The organism is Stenotrophomonas sp. (assembly GCF_032056425.1).
In the GTDB taxonomy this organism is placed as follows: Bacteria; Pseudomonadota; Gammaproteobacteria; order Xanthomonadales; family Xanthomonadaceae; genus Stenotrophomonas.
In genome coordinates, this window is record NZ_DAMBCN010000031.1 from 12,971 (window position 1) to 34,479 (window position 21,509).

A 21,509-nucleotide genomic window follows, 5' to 3' on the forward strand; every position below is an offset into this window, starting at 1 on the left:
TGCTGGGCCTGTGTCAGAATCGGAAGTCATCTTCCCAGCAGGTTGCTCCATGCTCCGATTCGCCATCGCCGCCGTGTTCAGCGCGCTCAGCCTGACAGCCTGTGCACAGCCCGCGCCGCCTGCCAACAAGGCGCCTGCGGTCGCGCCTGCGCGCCCGGCCGCGGCCAACCCGGCTGCCGAACAGGCGGTGCGCACCGCGCTGTCGGCGCTGAACCCGGGGTTCACCATCGACTACATCGGCGCCGCGCCGTTCCCCGGCTTCCGCGAAGTGCTGGTGTCGGGCCAGTTGCTGTACGTATCCGATGACGGCCGTTACCTGTTCCAGTCGCAGCCCTATGACACCCAGGCGCGCGGCCCGGCCAACAGCGCGGGGCTGCTCGATTACCGGCGGGGCCTGCTGGCCAAGGCCAACCACGGCGATCGCATCGTGTTCGCTGCACCGAACGCCAAGTACACCATCAGCGTGTTCACGGATATTGAATGCGGTTACTGCCGCAAGCTGCACCAGGACATTGCCGAGCTCAACCGCAACGGCATCACCGTCGAATACCTGGCGTTTCCGCGCATGGGGCTGGGCAGCAAGGATTACACCGACATGATCTCGGTCTGGTGCGCGGCCGATCGCCGCCAGGCGCTGACCAACGCCAAGCGTGGCGGCAGCGTGCCGGCCAAGAACTGCACCAATCCGGTGGCCATGCAGTACGCACTGGGTCAGCAGCTGGGCGTGAACGGTACCCCGGCCATCTTCGCGCCCGATGGCACCCAGCTGGGCGGGTACCTGCCGCCGGCACAGCTGCGCGCCGCACTGGAAAAGCTGTCGGCCAAGCGCTGATTGCAATGCCGCCGGGCGTGACCCGGCGCTACCGTGGATCGCGTTGGTAGCGCCGGGCCATGCCCGGCGGATGTCGCACGTTTTCCTTATTTCAGGCCATCACTGACCGCCTTGGTCAGCGTGCCCTGTGCATCGTCGCCACTGAATTCCCAGACGAACGCGCCGCCCAGGCCCTGGGTCTTCACGTACCCCATCTTGCGGGTGATGTTGGCTGGGGTGTCGAAGCTCCACAGCGTGCTGCCGTTGTAGATCCAGGTGGCACCGGCAGTGTTGTCGGTGTAGCTGGACCAGGCCAGGTTCTTCAGCACCTTCCAGTCTTCAATGCCGGCTTCGTAGGTGCCCGGTGCCGCGCCGCTGGCGGTCTGGTACAGACCGTTGTTGGCGTTGGCCACGCCGGTCCAGCCGCGCCCGTAGTAGCCGATGCCCAGGTTCAGCTTGGCCGCCGGTACGCCGCGGCTGATGAACGCCTCGATCGCATCGTTGCTGTTGTACAGCGCGGTATCCCCGGTGGACGGATCGTTCGGCGAATCGAACAGCGCCGAGTGGTGATTGGTCTTCGCATCCCAAGCGCCGTGGAAGTCGTAGGTCATCACATTGATGTAGTCCAGGTACGGGTGGTATGCGGCCGGGTCGGTCACCCGCACCTTGTCGATGCCGGCACCCACGGCTACGGTCAGCAGCAGCCCGGGGCGCACCGCATCCAGCTGACGGCGGAACTCGGCCAGCAGCGCGGTGAAGTTGGCGTTGTCCTCGGGCGTGCCGCAGGCCAGCCCACACGCCACCGGGTATTCCCAGTCGATGTCGATGCCGTCGAACACACCCAGTGCCGCACCGGTGCCGCCGGCGCCGTCGGTGACCGGCAGGTTGCCCTTGATGTAGGCATCGATGCACGAGGCCACGAACGCCTGCCGGTTGGCCGGCTGTGCGGCGCTGGAGAAACCACGCGACCAGGTCCAGCCGCCCAGCGAGATCAGCACCTTCACGTTGGGATGCTTCGCCTTCAGCTGCTTCAGCTGGTTCCAGTTGCCGCGCAGCGGCTGGTCCCAGGTGTCGGCGCTGCCGCTCACGCTTTCGCCCGCACCGAAGGCCTTGGTGTAGTCGGCGAAGGCATCGCCGCCCACGCCCGTGTTCGGATCGGAGGCCTGGGTGACGCCCACTTCGCAGCGGTTGTTGCGTACGTTGCCGAAGGCGTAGTTGATGTGGGTGAGGCGGGCGGCCGAGCCGCTGCTGTCGATGTTCTTCACCCGGTAGTTGCGGCCATAGATGCCCCACTGGGTGAAGTAGCCGATGACCCGCTTGCCGGTGCCGCCGCCGCTGTCGGCCAGGGTGCTGGCGCTGATCGCCGTGCCCTGGGCCGACGCGTTGCCGGCGTTGTCGCGGGCCCGCACGCGGTAGCTGTAAGTGGTGGAAGCGGTCAGGCCGCCATCGACGTAACTGGCGCTGGACGGCGAGCCGACCAGGCTGCCGTTGCGGTAGACGTCGTAGCCCGCTACGCCGCTGCCGCCGGTGTTGTCGGTGGACGGGCTCCAGCTGAGCGCGATGCTGCTGGCCGTGCGCGTGCCTACCGCCAGGCCGCCGGGCACGCTGGGCGCGGTGGTATCGCCGCTGGCGGCGTTCACCGTGATGGTGATCGTGGCGGTGCTGGTGGTGGCGTTGTTGTTGTCGGTGGCGACCGCACGCAGGGTGTGGCTGCCGGCGCTGGCGTTGGCCCAGCTGGCGCTGTACGGCGCGCTGGTGTCCACCCCGATCGAGCTGCCATCGCGGAAGAACTCGACCTTGCTGACGTTGCCGTCGGCGTCGCTGGCGGTGGCGCTGACCGTGATCGTGCTGCCAGCGCTGAAGCTGGCGCCATTGGCCGGGGAGGTCAGGCTGACCACCGGTGGCTGGTTGGCGCCGCTGCCATCACAGGCACCCAGATTGGTGTAGTAGGGCGCCCCGGCCGGATGGTCCGGCGGCGCGTTCCAGATGTCCTGGTTGGCCCGGTACAGGACCCCTCCCTTCTGCAGGGTGTCGCCGGCCCGGTAGATTCTGGCCTGGTCCCACTCGGCCACGCCGGCGCAGCTGGCGGCCTGGGCCAGGCCGGGCAGGGCGGTGGCCCCGGCGGCCAGGGCCAGCAGCCAGGCCAGGCGGCGCGGGCGACAGCGGCGGGGGGAAGGTTCGGCACTGCGTACATCGGCACTCTGCACAAACGTGTCGTACATGGTGTGTCTCCGATCGACCAAGAGGCGCGCGGGCCCCGATGGCACCGCGCGTGACGCAGGTCCGGGCGTCGCCGGGGATGGCGACGGTGGGAGCGGACGGGGCACCAGGCCAGACCGGGGAGAGAGTCCGGCTGGCCAGGTAGGGACAACGTTGTCATCAATTGCCCGGGCAATCCGTGAGCGAGCGCATGGTTCCGGGATTTCGGGGTTCCGGGATTCCCGCGAAGAGCGGCGCTGGCGCGCGGTTGCCGGCCAACGGCGGAGCCCCTTCGTGGCTGGGGATTGCCGCGAACAGCGGATTTCCGTGGGTTGGCCGGGCGGGTGGGGTCAGGCGGGGACGCCGTAAACCCGTCCATGGGGGCTTAGCCGCGGCATCCATGCCGCGGATACCCCGCCTGACCCCACCCGCCCGGCCCTGGACAGGTTCCTGCGCGCGCCAGCCACGAAAGACAAGAAGAAAAGATCAAAAGCAAAGGCCGGTCGCTGCGCTCTCGTCCACGCATGGCGTGGATCTACCCGTTCCCGGGACCAGTAGATCCACGCCATGCGTGGATGAATTTGTAAGACATCAAAATCAATCTGGGGTCAGAGCCCGTTGCGAAGCCACGGGATCCGACCCCGTGCCGTTCTGGCAACTCGCGGGAAACTGTCGGAGGCGGGGTGGGTCCGGTTGCGGGGGTGTGAGCGGCATGGGCCCGAGGCATGCCTCGGGCGGGTTGGGCAGGACGCCCAACCCCGGTCTTGCCGTGTGCGCAGGAAAGCGCACACGAGCAAGCCGCGACCAAGCCTCCATGGATGGATTTACGGCGTGTCCTGCAAGCCCACACCGCCCCACCCAACCCTCGGATAGCCGGCTGTTGCTCTGGCTCTTGCTTCGGCTCTGGCCGTCGCCCTGGGTTCGGCGGGTGCCGGGCGCCGCCCGGCCGAAGCCCACCCCCCGGTTCCGGTACAATGTCGGGCCCGTTTCCCAACTACGGTTCCCCGGACATGATGGTCCTCGAGGGCGCGCCCGCCCTGTCGCCGTTCCGCCGCGAACGTCTTGAATCCCGCCTGCAGTCCATCGCTCCCTCCCTGCGCATCAGCGGTGCCTGGCACGTCTACTTCGTGCAGCCCGAAGGCACGGCCGCGCCCGACGTGGCCACCCTGTGCCGCATCCTGGAAGCCCAGCCGCAGGCGCAGGCCGTGGCCGACGGTGCGGTCAGCCGCGTCGTGGTGCCCCGCCTGGGCACGCTGTCGCCCTGGTCCAGCAAAGCCACCGAACTGGTGCGCGGTGCCGGCCAGCCGGTCAGCCGGGTCGAACGTGGCCTGCGCATCGACGTGCTGGGCTGGCCGGCCGATGCCGCCGCCCAGCAGGCGCTGGTGAAGGCCCTGCACGACCCGATGACCCAATCGGTGCTGGAGGCGGTCGAGCAGGGCCAGGCGCTGTTCAGCAGCCCGGCGCGCGGCGAACTGGAACGCGTGCCGGTGGACCAGCTGGAGGCCGCCAACCAGCGCCTCGGCCTGGCCATGGCCCAGGATGAGATCGACTACCTGCGCGAACGCTTCACCGCGCTGGGCCGCTCGCCCTCGGACGTGGAACTGATGATGTTCGCGCAGGCCAATTCCGAACACTGCCGGCACAAGATCTTCAACGCCAGCTGGACCATCGACGGCCAGGAACAGGACCGTTCGCTGTTCCGGATGATCAAGAACACCCACCAGCAGACCCCGCAGCACACGCTCAGCGCGTACAGCGACAATGCGGCGGTGATCGAAGGCCATCCGGCCGCGCGCTACCGTCCGGACCCGGCCAGCGGCGAGTACCGCCGCGAACCGCAGGTGCCCAGCGCGTTCCAGATCAAGGTGGAAACGCATAACCACCCGACCGCGATCGCGCCGTTCCCGGGTGCCTCGACCGGCAACGGTGGCGAAATCCGCGATGAAGGCGCCACCGGCCGCGGCGGCAAGCCCAAGGCCGGCCTGTCCGGCTTCTCGGTCTCGCACCTGCGCATTCCCGAGCTGCCGCAGCCGTGGGAAGCGCCGCGCGCGCTGAACCCGCGCATGGCACCGGCGCTGGAGATCATGACAGACGGCCCGCTCGGCGGCGCCGCGTTCAACAACGAGTTCGGTCGCCCGAACCTGCTCGGCTACTTCCGCAGCTTCGAGCTGCCCGAAGGCGCCGATCTGGTCCGTGCCTACGACAAGCCGATCATGCTGGCGGGCGGCCTGGGCGCGATTGATCGCATCCAGGTCGACAAGATCAAGCTGCAGGCCGGTGATGCGGTCATCGTGCTCGGTGGCCCGGCCATGCTGATCGGTCTGGGCGGCGGTGCCGCCAGTTCGGTGGCCTCCGGCGAAAGCGCCGAGGACCTGGACTTCGCCAGCGTGCAGCGCGACAACCCGGAAATGGAACGCCGCTGCCAGGAGGTCATCGACCGCTGCGTGGCGATGGGGGCCAACAACCCGATCAAGTTCTTCCACGACGTTGGCGCCGGTGGGCTGTCCAACGCCATCCCCGAACTGCTGCACGACTCGAACGTGGGCGGCGTCATCGATCTGGGCAAGGTGCCCACCGATGATCCGTCGCTGTCGCCGATGCAGCTGTGGTGCAACGAATCGCAGGAACGCTACGTGCTGGGCGTGGCCCAGGAACGCCTGGCCGAGTTCGCTGCGCTGTGCGCGCGCGAGCGCTGCCCGTTCGCCGCGGTGGGCGTGGCCACGGCCGAAGAACACCTGGTGGTGGCCTACGGCGCCGTGCCCGGCCACACCCCGGCCGATGCGCCGATCGACCTGCCGATGGACGTGCTGTTCGGCAAGCCGCCGAAGATGCACCGCGACACCGCGCACCCGCCGGCCCCGCGCTGGCCGGCGCTGAAGACCGGTGGCCTGGACCTGCAGGACGCCGGCCTGCGCGTGCTCGCGCACCCGACCGTGGCCTCGAAGAACTTCCTGGTCACCATCGGTGACCGCAGCGTCGGTGGCCTGACCGCGCGCGAGCAGATGGTCGGCCCGTGGCAGCTGCCGGTGGCTGACGTTGCCATCACCCTGGCCGACTTCGACGGCGTGGCCGGCGAAGCGATGTCGCTGGGCGAGCGCACCCCGCTGGCCCTGCTCGATGCCGCTGCGTCGGCACGCATGGCCGTCGGCGAAGCGCTGACCAACCTGTGCGCGGCCCCGGTCGATGCGCTGGATGAGATCAAGCTGTCGGCGAACTGGATGGCCGCTGCCGGCCACCCGGGCGAAGACGCGCTGCTGTACGACGCGGTGAAGGCCGTGGGCATGGAACTGTGCCCGCAGCTGGACATCAGCATTCCGGTGGGCAAGGACTCGCTGTCGATGCAGGCGCAGTGGCACGACCAGGGCGAAGCGCACAAGAGCGTGTCGCCGGTGTCGCTGGTCATCTCGGCGTTCGCGCCGGTGGCCGATGTGCGCCAGCAGCTGACCCCGCTGCTCGACCGCGACGTGGACAGCGAGCTGTGGCTGATCGGCCTCGGTGCCGGCAAGCAGCGCCTGGGCGGTTCGATCCTGGCTCAGGTGCATGCCGACCACGGCGACCTGCCGGCCTTCGCCGGTGCCGCCCCGGACCTGGACGACCCGCAGCGCCTGCGTGGCTTCTTCGAACTGATCCGCGATGCGCGCCAGGCTGGCCTGCTGCGTGCGTACCACGACCGCAGCGATGGCGGTGCTTTCGCCGCGCTGTGCGAAATGGCGTTCACCTCGCGCCTGGGCCTGGACATCACCCTCGATGCCTGGGGCGATGATCCGTTCCGCAGCCTGTTCAACGAAGAGCTGGGCGCAGTGGTGCAGATTGCCCGTGAAGACCGCGCCGCGTTTGCCGACCTGGTCGAGCGCCACGCACTGATTGAATGTGCGCAGCGCATCGCCAAGCCGACCACCGCACCGGTGGTGCGCGTGTCGCTGGGCGGCGAAAACCTGGCCGAGTGGCGCTGGGAAGCGCTGTTCGACGCCTGGTGGTCGGTCACCCACGCCATGCAGAAGCGCCGCGATAACCCGGAAAATGCCGACGCCGAGCGTGAGGTCGCCCGTGCCTTCAACGCGCCGGGCCTGAAGCCGAAGCTCAGCTTCGACCTGGCCGAGGACGTGGCCGCGCCGTTCATCAACACCGGTGCGCGCCCGCGCGTGGCGGTGCTGCGCGAGCAGGGCGTGAACGGCCAGATTGAAATGGCCAACGCCTTCGAACGCGCCGGCTTCCGTGCGTTCGACGTGCACATGAGCGATCTGATCGAAGGTCGCGTGGCCCTGCAGGACTTCACCGGACTGGTGGCCTGCGGTGGCTTCAGCTACGGCGACGTGCTGGGTGCCGGCCGCGGCTGGGCCACCTCGGTGCTGGAGCGCAGCGCGCTGCGTGATGCCTTCGCCGCGTTCTTCGCCCGCGAAGACAGCTTCGCCCTGGGCGTGTGCAACGGCTGCCAGATGATGAGCCAGCTGAAGGACATCATCCCCGGCGCCGAGCACTGGCCGCAGTTCCGCCGCAACGCCAGCGAGCAGTTCGAAGCCCGTACCGCGTTGCTGGAGGTGGTGGAATCGCCGTCGATCCTGCTGCGTGGCATGGCCGGTTCGCGCCTGCCGGTAGCGGTAGCCCACGGCGAAGGCCGTGCGGTGTTCGCCAACGCGGTGGACCAGGCGGCCGCACGCGTGTCACTGCGCTACATCGATGGCAACGGCAACGTGGCCAGCCAGTACCCGCTGAACCCGAACGGTTCGCCGGACGGCATCACCGGCCTGACCAGCAGCGACGGCCGGGTGACCATCATGATGCCGCACCCGGAACGCACCCCGCGCGCGCTCAACCTGAGCTGGGCCCCGGCCGAGTGGCAGGGCGATTCGCCGTGGATGCGCATGTTCCGCAACGCCCGCGTCTGGTGCGGCTGATCGTTCGCACGCAGGTGCGATCCGCGCACGCGCCAATTCGCTGACGTATGCAGACCCGCCGGTAAACCCGGCGGGTTTTTGTTTATATCGCGTGAATATCGTGTGCTGGCCACGAGTTACAGCGCGTTACATGCGCAACATCATGTTCACGCGGTTCTAACGAAATAACCGCATAAACCCATAAAACGGTGAACTGGTTCACGACGGTAGGTTTTGTTCCGTCAAACTCTTGACGGACGATAATCTTCACGTTAACACTGCCAGTCCGTTTTGAATTCATTCATTTCGTAGTAACGCATTGCGCAACGGAAGGCGCTTTCGCCTCTCTGCGCGTTCTGCGCGAACACCCGCCGTAAATCACGCGAATAGACGCCCCCAGGGGACGTTGGGCCGGATGGCCCAGCGATGGCGTTGCTTTGCCTAAAAACCAGTCCACTCAGGAGCCGTATCGATGAATCGGATTTATCGCAAGGTCTGGAACAAAGCATTGGGTCAGTTGGTCGTTGCCTCGGAACTGGCAACCTCGGACCAGGCCGGAACGGTTGTCGACAAGCGGCAGAAGCACGGCGGCAGCGCGCCGACGGTGCTCGCCGCCGGCCTGCTGATGACACTGGGCTGGACAAGCCTGGCGCAGGCACAGTCGGTGGAAGTGGGCGGCAACGCCAACTGCGTGACCCTCAGCAGCAGCGTGATCGATCAGTGCGTGGTTGATGGCAGCGCCAACGCCAGCGGCCGCAATGCCGTTGCCGTCGGCACCGGCAGCACCGCCAGCGCGGCCAACAGCGTGGCGCTCGGCGCCGGCTCGACAGCCAACCGCGCCAACACGGTGTCGGTGGGTGCCAGTGGCAACGAACGGCAGATCACCAACGTCGCTGCGGGTACGGCCGCCACCGACGCGGTGAACCGCGCGCAGCTGGATGCCCTGGCGCAGGCGCAGTCGCAGGCCACCCAGGCCGCGCTGGCCGCCGCCGCCGCCGAAGGCAGCCGCTACTTCAAGGCCGATGGCGCGGGCGACGACAGCGATGCGGCCACGATCGAGGGCGAAGGCGCATTGGCCGCCGGCGCCGATGCCGCAGCCACCGGCGATGACACCACCGCGCTGGGCAGCGCCGCACAGGCCAGCGCCGACAGCGCGACTGCGGTCGGCGCGCAGGCGCAGGCCAGCGGCAGCGGCAGCACCAGTGTCGGTGCAGGCAGCGTCGCCGGCGGTACCGCATCGGCCAGCTTCGGCGTCGGCGCCGAAGCCACCGGCGGTTACAGCACCGCGCTGGGCGGCTTGTCCAACGCCTCGGCGTTCAATGCCACCGCGGTCGGCAATGCCGCCAACGCCACCGGCGCCAGCAGCGTGGCGGTGGGCGGTGATGCGCAGGCCAGCGGCGCCAACAGTACCGCCACCGGCCAGGCCAGCATTGCCAGTGGTACCAACAGCGTGGCCGTGGGCGGCGCCCTGTTCGGCCAGCTGGCCACTGAAGCGTCGGGTGATTACTCCACTGCCGTGGGTGGTGGCGCCTGGGCGCCGGGCACCAACAGCACGGCACTGGGCAACGCGGCCGAATCGCAGGGCGCCAACAGCGTGGCCCTGGGTGCGGATTCCATTGCCGACCGTGACAACACGGTGTCGGTGGGCGGCGCTGGCAACACACGGCAGATCACCAACGTGGCCGCCGGTACCGAGGGCACCGATGCGGTGAACAAGGACCAGCTGGATGCCGTGGCCGCCGCCGCCGAAGCCACCAGCAAGTACTTCCAGGCAAGTGGCAGTGACGACAGCGATGCCGGCGCACTGGCCGAGGGCGACAGCGCACTGGCCGCCGGTGAAGCAGCCAACGCCATCGGCGATGGCACCACCGCACTGGGCGGCGGCGCACTGGCCATTGCCGCCAACGCAACCGCCGTGGGCTACAACAGTTCGGCGACCGGCGGGAACGCCGCAGCGGTAGGCAGCAATGCGCAGGCCAGCGGCAGCGACAGCGCGGCACTGGGCAGCGGTGCAGTGGCCAGTGAAGTGAGCAGCACCGCCACCGGTACCGGTGCGCAGGCCACGGCTGTGTACAGCACCGCCAACGGTGCCGAAGCCATCGCCAGCGGCGCGCAGTCGCTGGCCAGCGGCTTCCGCGCCTCGGCCTCGGCCGACGGCACCACCGCGGTGGGTGGCTACAGCGAAGCCAGCGGTCGCCTCGGTTCGGCGCTGGGCTACGGCACCTTGGCTAGTGGCGCCAACAGCACCGCCGCCGGCGTATTCGCCACTGCCTCCGGCGCCGGTTCGGTGGCCGTGGGTGAGGCCAGCGAAGCCAGTGGCGATGAGAGCGTGGCCATTGGTGGCAGCACCTACTTCGGTCTGATTCCGGCGCGCGCCAGCGGTACCGGTGCGGCAGCCTACGGTGCCGGCGCCTGGGCCACCGAGGACTACGCGACGGCCATCGGCTGGAACGCGTGGGCCGACGGTGCGCAGTCGACCGCGCTGGGTGCCAGTGCCACCGCCAACGGCAGCAACAGCGTGGCCATCGGTGCCGCCTCGCAGGCCGACCGTGACAACACGGTGGCCGTCGGCGCGGACGGCAACGAACGCCAGATCACCCATGTGGCCGACGGTACCGAAGCCACCGATGCGGTGAACAAGGGCCAGCTGGATGCAGTGGCCAGCGTGGCCGAGAACACCAGCACCTATTTCAAGGCCACCGGCAGCGATGACAGCAGCGCCGGTGCGTTTGCCGACGGCAGCAACGCCACCGCCGCCGGCGAAGCCGCCAATGCCCTGGGCAATGGCACCACCGCGCTGGGCAGCGGTGCGACCGCTGTGAACAGCAACGCCACCGCCGTGGGCTTCAACGCGCTGGCCAGCGGCCAGAACAGCGCTGCCTTCGGCAACAATGCGCAGGCCGTCGGTCCGGGCAGCGTGGCCGTCGGTGGTGCCGCCGTCGATGAGCAGGGCAACCCGCTGATCACCAACGGTGGCGTGCCGGTGGATACCGGTGCCACCAGCGCGGGCGTGGGCGGCACTGCCGTCGGTGCCAGCGCCGAAGCCGGTGGCTTCGCGTCCAGCGCCTACGGCGTGGGCGCGTATGCCGGCGGTGCGCAGTCGGCAGCCTTCGGTGCCGTGTCCAACGCCATTGGCGACTACTCCACTGCGCTGGGCACCAGCAGCGTGGCCACCGGCACCAGCAGCGTGGCCATTGGTGGCCCGGCCGATCTGATTCCCGGCCTGGGCTTCCTCGTGCAGACCCAGGCCAGCGGTGAAGCCGCCACTGCGGTCGGCGCCGGTGCCATCGCCAGCGGCGATTACGCCACTGCCAACGGCACGCTCACCGAAGCGTCGGGTGCCGAAGCTACCGCTGTGGGCTACTTCGCCTACGCACCCGGTGCGCAGTCCAGTGCGCTGGGTGCACAGACCTGGGCCAGCGGCGCACAGAGCACTGCTGTCGGCTTCTACGCCACCGCACGGGGTGCCAACAGTGTGGCGCTGGGTGCCAACTCCGAGGCGGTGCGTGACAACAGCGTGGCCGTGGGCAGCAGCGGCAACGAACGCCAGATCACCAGCGTGGCCGCCGGTACCGAAGCGACCGATGCCGTGAACAAGGCCCAGCTCGATGCGGTGGCCGCCACCGCCGACACCACCGCGCACTTCTTCCAGGCGCAGGCCGAAGAGGGCACCGATGCCGGTGCCTATGCCGAAGGTGCAGGTGCGGTCGCCGCCGGCTCGGCCAGCAACGCGATCGGTGCCGGTGCATTGGCGCAGGGCGCCGGTGCCGGTGCACTGGGTGCCGATGCCGTAGCACTGGGCCGCAACACCTTCGCCGACGGCGACGGTGCCGTCGCGGTAGGGGGCTTGGGCCAGGCGTACGACGAATACAACCAGCCGCTGCTGGACGACGAAGGCAACCCGGTGCAGGTGGGCACCACCGCATCGGCCGGTTCCACCGCCGTGGGCAATGCGGCGCAGGCCACCGGGCTGACCAGCAACGCGTTTGGCAGTGGCGCGCAGGCCACCGGTGACAACAGCTTCGCAGCGGGCAGCAAGTCGCGCGCTACCGGCAGCTATGCCGTCGCCATCGGCGACAGCGCCTTCGCCAAGGCAGACGACAGCACCGCGGTGGGTGGTTACAGCACTGCCAGCGAAGCCGGTGCTACCGCCTTCGGCTCTGGCGCCTGGGCAACCGGCAGCAACGCCTCGGCGTTCGGTCCGGCCGCGTGGGCCAGTGCCAACGGCGCCACCGCCATCGGCTACAACAGCTGGGCCAACGGCACCAGTTCCACCGCCGTCGGCCGCGGCGCCTTCAGCTACGGCGCCAACAGCGTGGCGCTGGGCTTCCAGGCGCTGGGCAACAGCATCAACAGCATCGCCATCGGCACCAATACGGTGGCCGACGGTGAAAGCGCCATTGCACTGGGGGCGGGCAGCACCGCCAGCGGCAGCAATGCCGTCGCGCTGGGCGCAGGCTCGGTGGCCGACCGCGACCGCAGCGTGTCGGTGGGCACTGCCGGCAACGAACGCCAGGTGACCAACGTGGCCGCCGGTACCCAGGCCACCGATGCGGTGAACAAGTCGCAGCTCGACGCCGTGGCCGCCACCGCTGAAACCACCAGCAAGTACTTCCAGGCCAGCGGCAGCGACGACAGCGATGCCGGCGCCTATGTGGAAGGTGACAACGCGCTGGCGGCCGGTGAAGCGGCCAATGCCATCGGCGACGGTGCCAGCGCACTGGGTGCGGGCGCCAACGCCATCGGCAGCAACGCGCAGGCCATCGGCTTCAACGCGTTGGCCACGGCCGCCAACGCCAGCGCGATCGGTGCCAACGCACAGGCCACCGGCGAGTACGCAACGGCCCACGGTGCCGAAAGCGAAGCCAGTGGCGAGCAGAGTGCAGCCTTCGGCGCGGCCAGCGTGGCCAGCGGCGCCGGCAGCACCGCCAGCGGCGTGCTGTCCGAAGCCAGTGGCGAGGAAGCCGTGGCCGTAGGCTACTTCAGCACCGCCAGTGGCGAAGCCTCCACTGCCGTGGGCAGCGAGAGCGTGGCCAGCGGCACCGCCTCGGCGGCGTTCGGCATCGGTGCCGAAGCCACCGGTGGCTACAGCACGGCCATCGGCGGCTACTCCAGCGCCTCGGCGTTCAATGCCACTGCGCTGGGCAACTTCGCCAATGCCTCCGGTTCCAACAGTGTCGCCCTGGGCGGCGATGCCGAAGCCTCCGGCGCCTACAGCACCGCCACCGGCCAGGGCAGTCTGGCGACCGGCACCAATGCGGTGGCCGTGGGTGGTTCGCTGTTCGGCCTGCTGGCCACCGAAGCCTCGGGTGATTACTCCACCGCCGTGGGCGGTGGCGCCTGGGCGCCGGGCGCCAACAGCACGGCACTGGGCAACGCAGCCGAATCGCAGGGCGCCAACAGTGTGGCCCTGGGTGCGGACTCCATTGCCGACCGTGACAACACGGTGTCGGTGGGCGGTGCGGGCAACACGCGCCAGATCACCAACGTGGCCGCCGGTACCGAGGGCACCGATGCGGTGAACAAGGACCAGCTGGATGCCGTGGCGGCCGCAGCCGAGGCCACCAGCAAGTACTTCCAGGCCAGCGGCAGCGATGACAGCGATGCCGGTGCGTATGCGGGTGGCGAGAATGCACTTGCTGCGGGTGAGGCGGCCAATGCCATCGGCGATGGCAGCACCGCCCTGGGCAGCGGTGCCACCGCGGTGGCGGCCAACGCTACCGCAGTAGGCTTCAACAGCCTGGCCACCGGCGGCAACGCAGCAGCCGTGGGCAACAACGCGCAGGCCAGCGGCGAAGACAGTGCCGCGCTGGGCAGCGGCGCGGTCGCCAGTGAGGTGAGCAGCACCGCTACCGGCGCTGGCGCGCAGGCCACGGGCGTATACAGCACTGCCAGCGGTGCCGAAGCCATCGCCAGCGGCGCGCAGTCGCTGGCCAGCGGCTTCCGTTCCTCGGCCTCGGCCGATGGCACCACGGCGGTGGGCGGCTACAGCGAAGCCAGCGGTCGCCTGGGCTCGGCACTGGGCTACGGCACCCTGGCCAGCGGCGCCAACAGCACCGCGGCCGGCGTGTTCGCCACCGCCAGCGGCGCCGGTTCGGTGGCCGTGGGCAACGCCAGCGAAGCCACCGGCGATGAAAGCGTGGCCATTGGCGGCAGCACCTACTTCGGCCTGATCCCGGCCCGTGCCAGCGGTACCGGCTCGGCCGCGTTCGGTGCCGGTGCCTGGGCCACCAACGACTACGCTACCGCCATCGGCTGGAACGCCTGGGCCAATGCGGCCGATGCCACTGCACTGGGTGCCAACGCCAGCGCCAGTGCGGCCAACAGCGTGGCGCTGGGCAGCGGTTCGCAGGCTACCCGCGCCAACGCGGTGTCGGTCGGCACGGCCACTGCGCAGCGGCAGATCACCAACGTGGCGGCTGGCACCGAGACCACCGATGCGGTGAACAAGGGCCAGCTGGATGCCGTCGCCGCCACCGCCGATGCGGTCGGCCAGCGCTTCCAGGCCAGTGGCACCGGCACGGCCAGCGCCACCGGCACCGACGCAGTGGCCATCGGTGCCAACGCCAACGCCAGCGGCAGCCGCAGCAACGCGGTCGGCAGCGGTGCCACGGCCATCGGCAATGCGGCACTGGCACTGGGTGCCAACAGTGGCGTCACCGGCAACAACTCGGTGGCCCTGGGTGCGGGTTCGCGCGCCGTGGAAGCCAATGTGGTGTCGGTTGGTGGTGGCAATGGCACCGCCGGTCCGGCCACGCGCCGCATCGTCAACGTGGCCGACGGCCGCATTGCCGCCGGCAGCAGCGATGCGGTCACCGGTTCGCAGCTGAATGTCACCAACCAGCGCGTGGGCGCCGTGGAAACCCGCGTGGGCGATTTCGATTCGCGCATTGCCACGGTGGAAACCAGCAGCGCCAATGCCGTGGGCTACGACGATGCCAGCCGCGATCGCCTGACCCTCTCCGGCATGGACGGCACCACGATCGACAACGTGGGCGCTGGCAGCATTGCCGCCGGCAGCCGCCAGGCGGTCACCGGTGGCCAGCTGTTCCAGTCGCTCAGCGATGCCGCCAGCTTCCTCGGCGGTGGTGCCAGCGTGGGCCTGCAGGGGGTGTTCGTCGCACCCAACTACGTAATCCAGGGCAGCACCTACAACAACGTGGGCGACGCACTGGGCGCGCTGGACCGCAAGGTGAGCGAACTGGACCAGCGCACCGCGGGTGGCTCCAGCCGTGCCAGCACCGCTACGGCCAGCCTGCGCAGCGCCAGCAGCACCGCGCAGGCATCGGCGGCCGAGCTGTCCAGCGCCTCCGGCGCAGACCCGGTGGCAACGCGCAGTGACATCCCGGCCAAGCCCAGTGTGGGCGGCGCCGCCGCTGCACAGCCGGCCGCCATCGGTGCGGTCAGCGTCGGCGAAGGTGCCGTGGCCAGCGCGGCCTCGTCCACCGCCATCGGCCAGGGTGCCACTGCCACCGCCGCCAACGCGGTGGCCCTGGGCCAGGGCTCGGTTGCCGATCGTGCCAATTCCGTCTCGGTGGGCAGCGAGGGCAACGAGCGCCAGGTCACCAACGTCGCCGCGGGTACTGCGGCCACCGATGCGGTGAACAAGGGCCAGCTGGACCGCGGCATCACCACCGCCAACAGCTACACCGACAGCCGCGTGCAGGCCGTCGCCGACAGCTTCGATGTGTTCAAGGGCGAAGTCGACGGTCGCCTGCGCCACATGGATCGCCGCATCGACCGCCAGGGCGCGATGAGTGCGGCCATGTTGAACATGGCCACCAGCGCCGCGGGCATCCGCACCCAGAACCGCGTCGGCGTCGGCATCGGCTTCCAGGGCGGCGAATCGGCCATGTCGCTGGGGTATCAGCGTGCGATCAGTGATCGCGCCACGGTCACCCTGGGCGGTGCGTTCAGCAGTGATGACGCCTCGGTTGGCGTCGGTGCCGGCTTCGGCTGGTAAGTGCGATGTGCGAGCCGGTGGCCTGCGCCACCGGCTCGCCCTGCAGTACAGGCCCGAGGGGGCGAGGCACGGCAATCCTGGTGGGCCAGCCAGGGCGGTCGCAGGGAAGGATGGCCGTAGTGCGCTCCGCCAGTCCGATCGGCGGAGAAGGAAAGCTCAACCATGACCTTGAAGAGGATTTCGAACGTGACCAAGAAGCAGAACCTTCGCATCAACGTACTGGCTGCCGCCGTGCTGTCGCTGACGGTCGGCGTCGGTGCCGCCCATGCGATCAACCCGGGCACGCCCAGCGCACCGGCCCGTGCTGCCAGCGCCGACCAGCAGGCGGTGGACGGCATCATCGTCAAGTACCGCACCGGTACCGCGGCCGCCAATGACCGTTCGAGCAAGCTCACCGTGGTGCAGTCGGCACTGTCGCGCGCCATCGTCAGCAGCGGCACCACCAGCCGCGCGCTGTCGCTGTCGCCGCAGGTCGAGCGCAAGCTGGGTACCGGCAGTGATCTGATCCGCCTGAAGTCGCGCCTGGCCGGCGCGGAAATGAAGAAGGTGCTGGCCGAACTGAACGCCGATCCGTCGGTGCAGTACGCCGTGGCCAACGTTCGCCTGCAGCGCTCCGACCTGCGCGCCAGCAACGCACAGCCGGCGCTGGTGCCGAACGATCCCAACTACGCCCAGTACCAGTGGAACTTCTACAACGCCACCAGCGGCGTGAATGCGCCGGCCGCCTGGGATGTCTCGCAGGGCGAGGGCGTGGTGGTGGCCGTGCTCGACACCGGCATCCTGCCGGGCGTGCCGGACTTCGGTGACAACCTGCTGCCGGGCTACGATTTCATCAGCGACAAGGAATCCTCGCGCCGCCCGACCGATGGCCGTGCCCCGGGTGCGACCGACTACGGTGACTGGGTGGAAACGGCCAATGAGTGCTACAACGGCTCGGAGCCTGAAGGCAGCTCGTGGCACGGTACCCACGTGGCTGGCACCATCGCCGAAGTGACCAACAACGGCAGCGCGCTGGCGGGCCTGGCCTACAAGGCCAAAGTGCTGCCGGTGCGCGTGCTGGGCAAGTGCGGCGGCACCCTGGCCGACATCAGCGACGCCATCACCTGGGCGTCCGGTGGCACCGTGGCAGGCGTTCCGGCCAACACCACCCCGGCTGAAATCATCAACATGAGCCTGGGCGGCCGCGGCACGTGCGATGCGGCCTACCAGGATGCGATCAACGGTGCCGTATCGCGCGGTACCCTGGTCGTGGTGGCGGCTGGCAATGACACCGACAACGCTGCCAACTACCGTCCGGCCAGCTGTGCCAACGTGGTTTCGGTCGGCGCCACCCGCGTGACCGGTGGCATCACCTACTACTCCAACTACGGCAGCGTGGTCGATCTGTCCGCACCGGGTGGTGGCGGTAGCGTGGATGGCAATCCGAACGGCTACATCTGGCAGGTCGGTTCCAGCTCCGACACCACCCCGGACGCGGGTGAGTGGGTGCTGATGGGCAAGGGCGGGACCTCGATGTCCTCGCCGCACGTGGCCGCAGTCGCGGCACTGGTGCAGAGCGCACTGGCAGCCAATGGCAAGGATCCGCTCAGCCCGGCTGCGATGGAAACGCTGCTGAAGCAGTCCGCACGCCGCTTCCCGGTCACCATTCCGGCTGCAACCCCGATCGGCACCGGCATTGTCGATGCCAAGGCCGCGCTGGACGCCGCAATGAAGGAGCCGTGCACGGAAAACTGCGAGCCGGAAGGCATTCCGCTGACCAACAAGGTGGCTGTCAGTGGCGTGGCCGGCGCTGCCGGCAGCGAAACCGTCTACACCTTCGAGGCCGAAGCGGGCAAGCAGCTGAGCGTGCTGACCTACGGCGGCACGGGCAATGTGTCGGTGTACCTGGCGCAGGGCCGCGTGCCGACGGCAACCGACAACGATGCCAAGTCCACCCGCCCGGGCAACACCGAAACCGTTCGCGTGGCCAAGCCGGTGGCCGGCACCTACTACGTGAAGGTGGTGGGTGAGGCCGCGTTCGCTGGCGTGACCATCCTGGCCACCCAGTAACGGCCAAGCGGTTGCACACCGTGTCGTAAGTGAATTGGCGGCGCCCGTTACCGGAAGGTGACGGGCGTCGTCTTTTGTTGGTAAACCGTCGCGGGACGGCGGAAGTCCCGGCCAAACTGCTAAAGTCAGGGCGATCGACAGGAGAGTCATGTGAACGCGCTCGCTGCTACCGCCCACGACGACGCCGAAGGCCGCATCCTGGATGCCCTGTTGTCGCGTGGCCGGTTGAAGGACGCTGACCTGGCCCGCGCGCGGCCGCTGCATGCGGAAGCCGGCGGCAGCCTGCTGGGGCTGCTGGTGCGGCTGGGCCTGGTCTCGGAACGTGATCAGGCGCAGGCCAGTGCCGACGTGCTCGGCCTGCCGCTGCTGGAGGGCAAGCAGCTGCCCGAGGCACCGCCACAGTCGCTGGCCGAAGGCCTGCCGCTCTCGCAGCGCTTTCTCAAGCAGTTCCACGTGTGCCCGTTGGCGCTGGACGAACACGGCGTGCAGTTGTGGCTGGCCGATGCGCACGATCCTTATCCGCAGCAGGCCGTGCAGCTGGCGTTGGGCGTGCCGGTCACTCCGGTGCTGGGCATGCGCGCGGAAATCGACGACCTGGTCGAACGCTGGTTCGGCCAGGGTCGCAGTGCCATGGGCGCCATCGTGGAAACCGCCGACGGTGAAGGTGGCGCGGTGGACGACATCGAACACCTGCGCGACCTGGCCTCGGAAGCGCCGGTCATCCGTCTGGTCAACCTGGTCATCCAGCGCGCGGTGGAAATGCGCGCGTCCGATATCCACGTCGAGCCGTTCGAAAGCCGGTTGAAGGTGCGTTACCGCGTGGACGGTGTGCTGGTGGAAGGCGAAAGCCCACCGGCCAACCTGACCGCTGCGGTGATCAGCCGCATCAAGATCATGGCGCGGTTGAACATCGCCGAGCGCCGCCTGCCGCAGGACGGCCGCATCATGCTGCGCGTGCAGGGCAAGGAACTGGATCTGCGCGTCAGCACGGTGCCCACCGCACACGGCGAAAGCGTGGTCATGCGTCTGCTCGATCGCGAAACCGTGGTGTTCGATTTCCATCGTCTCGGCTTCACCGATGCCTTCCTGCCGCAGTTCCGCAAGGTGCTGGAACAGCCGCATGGCATCCTGCTGGTCACCGGCCCCACCGGCTCGGGCAAGACCACCACGCTGTACACCGCGCTCAGTCAGCTCAACACCGCCGACGTCAAGATCATCACGGTCGAAGACCCGGTGGAATACCAGATCGAAGGCATCAACCAGATCCAGGCCAAGCCGCAGATCGGCCTGGATTTCGCCAATGCGCTGCGCAGCATCGTGCGCCAGGATCCGGACATCATCATGATCGGCGAAATGCGCGATCTGGAAACCGCGCGCATCGCGATCCAGTCGGCCCTGACCGGCCACCTGGTGTTGTCCACCCTGCATACCAACAACGCTGCCGGCGGCATCACCCGCCTGCTCGACATGGGCGTGGAGGATTACCTGCTCACGTCCACCATCAACGGCATCCTGGCCCAGCGCCTGGTGCGCCGCCTGGAGCCGACCCACGCCGAGCGCTACGAAGCCTCGCCGGAGGAAATCGAACGCTTCGAACTGCGCCGCCTGCAGCCACAGGGCACCATCCATCTGTTCCGGCCGAAGCCCTCGGCACTGGCACCGACCGGGTACCTGGGCCGCACCACCATCATGGAATTCCTGGTGATGAACGATGCGCTGCGCCGCGCAGTCATGCGCCGCGATGGCATGGGTGAGATCGAACGCATCGCGCGTGAGGCCGGCATGCGCACCATGTACGAAGATGGGCTGGCCAAGGCGTTGAGCGGGCAGACCACCATCGAAGAAGTGCTGCGCGTGACCGAGGAGGGTTGATGCGCGCTGGAGCCTGCTGCTGACATGCCGAACTACCGCTACAAGGCGCTGAACCCGCACGGTGAAGTCTTCGATGGCCAGATGGAAGCGGCCAGCGAAGCTGAGCTGATCGCGCGCCTGCAGGACCAGGGCCACCTGCCGATGGAAACGCGCCTGGCCGATGGCGGCGCGGTGGGTGGCAGCAGCCTGCGCGGCCTGTTCCGGCCGCGGCCGCTGCAGGGCGCGGCCCTGCTGCAGTTCACCCAGCAGCTGGCCACGCTGCTGGCGGCCGGGCAGCCGTTGGATCGCGCGCTGTCGATTCTGCTGGGCCTGCCCGAAGACGAGCGCTCGCGCCGGGCGATCACCGACATCCGCGACGTGGTGCGCGGCGGTGCGCCGCTGTCCACCGCGCTGGAACGCCAGCACGGCCTGTTCTCGCGCCTGTACGTGAACATGGTGCGCGCCGGCGAAGCCGGTGGCAGCCTGCACGATACGCTGCAGCGCCTGGCCGACTATCTGGAACGCAGCCGCGCGCTGCAGGGCAAGGTCATCAACGCACTGGTCTACCCGGCCATCCTGCTGCTGGTGGTGGGCGGTGCGCTGTTGTTCCTGCTGGGCTACGTGGTGCCGCAGTTCGCGCAGATGTACGAGAGCCTGGACGTGGCGTTGCCGTGGTTCACCCACATCGTGCTGCAGGTGGGCCTGTTCGTGCGCGACTGGTGGATCCTGCTGCTGGTGCTGCCGGCAGTACTGGTGCTGTTGCTGGAACGCAGGCTGCGCCAGCCCGCGTCCCGCCTGGCGCTGGATGGCTGGCTGCTGCAGCGGCGCGGCATCGGTCGCCTGCTGGGCGAACTGGAAACGGCGCGCCTGGCCCGCACGCTGGGCACGCTGCTGCGCAATGGCGTGCCACTGCTGGGCGCGCTGGGCATCGCCCGCAACGTGCTGGGCAACCGCGCGCTGGCCGCTGATGTGGACAGCGCGGCCGAAGAAGTGAAAAACGGTGCCGGTCTTTCGCTGGCGCTGTCGCGCGGCAAGCGCTTCCCGCGCCTGGCCCTGCAGATGATCCAGGTGGGTGAAGAATCCGGTGCGCTGGACACCATGCTGCTGAAGGCGGCCGACACCTTCGAACAGGACAGTGCCCGCCGCATCGATCGCCTGCTGGCGGCCATGGTGCCGGCCATCACCCTCGTACTGGCCTCGGTGGTAGGCGCGGTGATCGTGGCCGTGCTGGTGCCGCTGTACGACCTGACCAACGCCATCGGTTGATGATGGCGCCTCTTACACTCCCGCTGTTCCGTACCTGAAAGGACCGACCATGATTGCTTCCCGTCGACCGATCCGCCTTTCCTTCACTGCCGCCCGCCACCAGTCGGGCATGAGCCTGCTGGAAATCATCATCGTCATCGTGCTGATCGGCGCGGTGCTGACCCTGGTCGCCAGCCGCGTGCTGGGCGGCGCCGACCGCGGCAAGGCCAACATCGCCAAGGCGCAGGTGCAGACCGTGGCATCGAAGATCGACAACTACCAGCTCGATACCGGCAAGCTGCCGGGCACCCTGCAGGACCTGATCGAGGCCCCGGCCGCTACCGGTGGCTGGCTGGGCCCGTATGCGAAGGCCGCCGATCTGAACGATCCGTGGGGCCACGCGCTGGAATACCGCGCGCCGGGTGAGGGCCAGCCCTACGATCTGATCAGCCTGGGCAAGGATGGCAAGCAGGGCGGCAGCAGTGTCGACGCCGATATCCGCTACGAGCCGTAAGCC

8 protein-coding genes are annotated in these 21,509 nt (G+C 68.9%); 7 read left to right on the plus strand and 1 reads right to left on the minus strand.

Annotated elements, in window-relative coordinates:
- Positions 1 to 49 precede the first annotated feature (49 nt).
- The gene (locus RTY46_RS17265; protein ID WP_312709927.1) at positions 50 to 832 is read left to right on the plus strand and encodes a DsbC family protein; all 783 of its coding nucleotides are present in this window, start codon (positions 50 to 52) and stop codon (positions 830 to 832) included.
- A gap of 86 nt (positions 833 to 918) precedes the next feature.
- Here the strand turns inward: RTY46_RS17265 and RTY46_RS17270 are convergent, their stop codons facing one another.
- Positions 919 to 3,033, minus strand: a complete 2,115-nt coding sequence (locus tag RTY46_RS17270) for a glycosyl hydrolase family 18 protein (protein ID WP_312709928.1) — start codon at positions 3,031 to 3,033, stop codon at positions 919 to 921.
- Between the two features lie 987 nt (positions 3,034 to 4,020).
- On the opposite strand from RTY46_RS17270, the gene purL reads away from it, so the two are divergent.
- From purL to gspG, 6 genes are all read left to right on the plus strand, one after another.
- Positions 4,021 to 7,905 (plus strand): phosphoribosylformylglycinamidine synthase, encoded by a 3,885-nt coding sequence (gene purL / locus RTY46_RS17275; protein WP_312709929.1) that lies wholly within the window; start codon positions 4,021 to 4,023, stop codon positions 7,903 to 7,905.
- A 451-nt stretch (positions 7,906 to 8,356) separates the two neighbouring features.
- On the plus strand, positions 8,357 to 15,847 hold the full coding sequence (locus RTY46_RS17280) for an ESPR-type extended signal peptide-containing protein (RefSeq protein WP_312709930.1): 7,491 nt from the start codon (positions 8,357 to 8,359) through the stop codon (positions 15,845 to 15,847).
- A gap of 186 nt (positions 15,848 to 16,033) precedes the next feature.
- Complete coding sequence (locus tag RTY46_RS17285) at positions 16,034 to 17,896, plus strand: S8 family peptidase (RefSeq protein ID WP_312709944.1); 1,863 nt, start codon at positions 16,034 to 16,036, stop codon at positions 17,894 to 17,896.
- Between the two features lie 150 nt (positions 17,897 to 18,046).
- Complete coding sequence (gene gspE / locus RTY46_RS17290) at positions 18,047 to 19,768, plus strand: type II secretion system ATPase GspE (RefSeq protein WP_312709931.1); 1,722 nt, start codon at positions 18,047 to 18,049, stop codon at positions 19,766 to 19,768.
- Positions 19,769 to 19,792: 24 nt separating this feature from the next.
- Positions 19,793 to 21,013, plus strand: coding sequence for a type II secretion system F family protein (locus tag RTY46_RS17295; protein WP_312709933.1), 1,221 nt, complete (start codon positions 19,793 to 19,795; stop codon positions 21,011 to 21,013).
- A 49-nt stretch (positions 21,014 to 21,062) separates the two neighbouring features.
- Positions 21,063 to 21,506: a type II secretion system major pseudopilin GspG gene (gspG, locus tag RTY46_RS17300; RefSeq protein ID WP_312709934.1), complete on the plus strand. Its 444-nt coding sequence runs from the start codon at positions 21,063 to 21,065 to the stop codon at positions 21,504 to 21,506.
- Positions 21,507 to 21,509 lie beyond the last annotated feature (3 nt).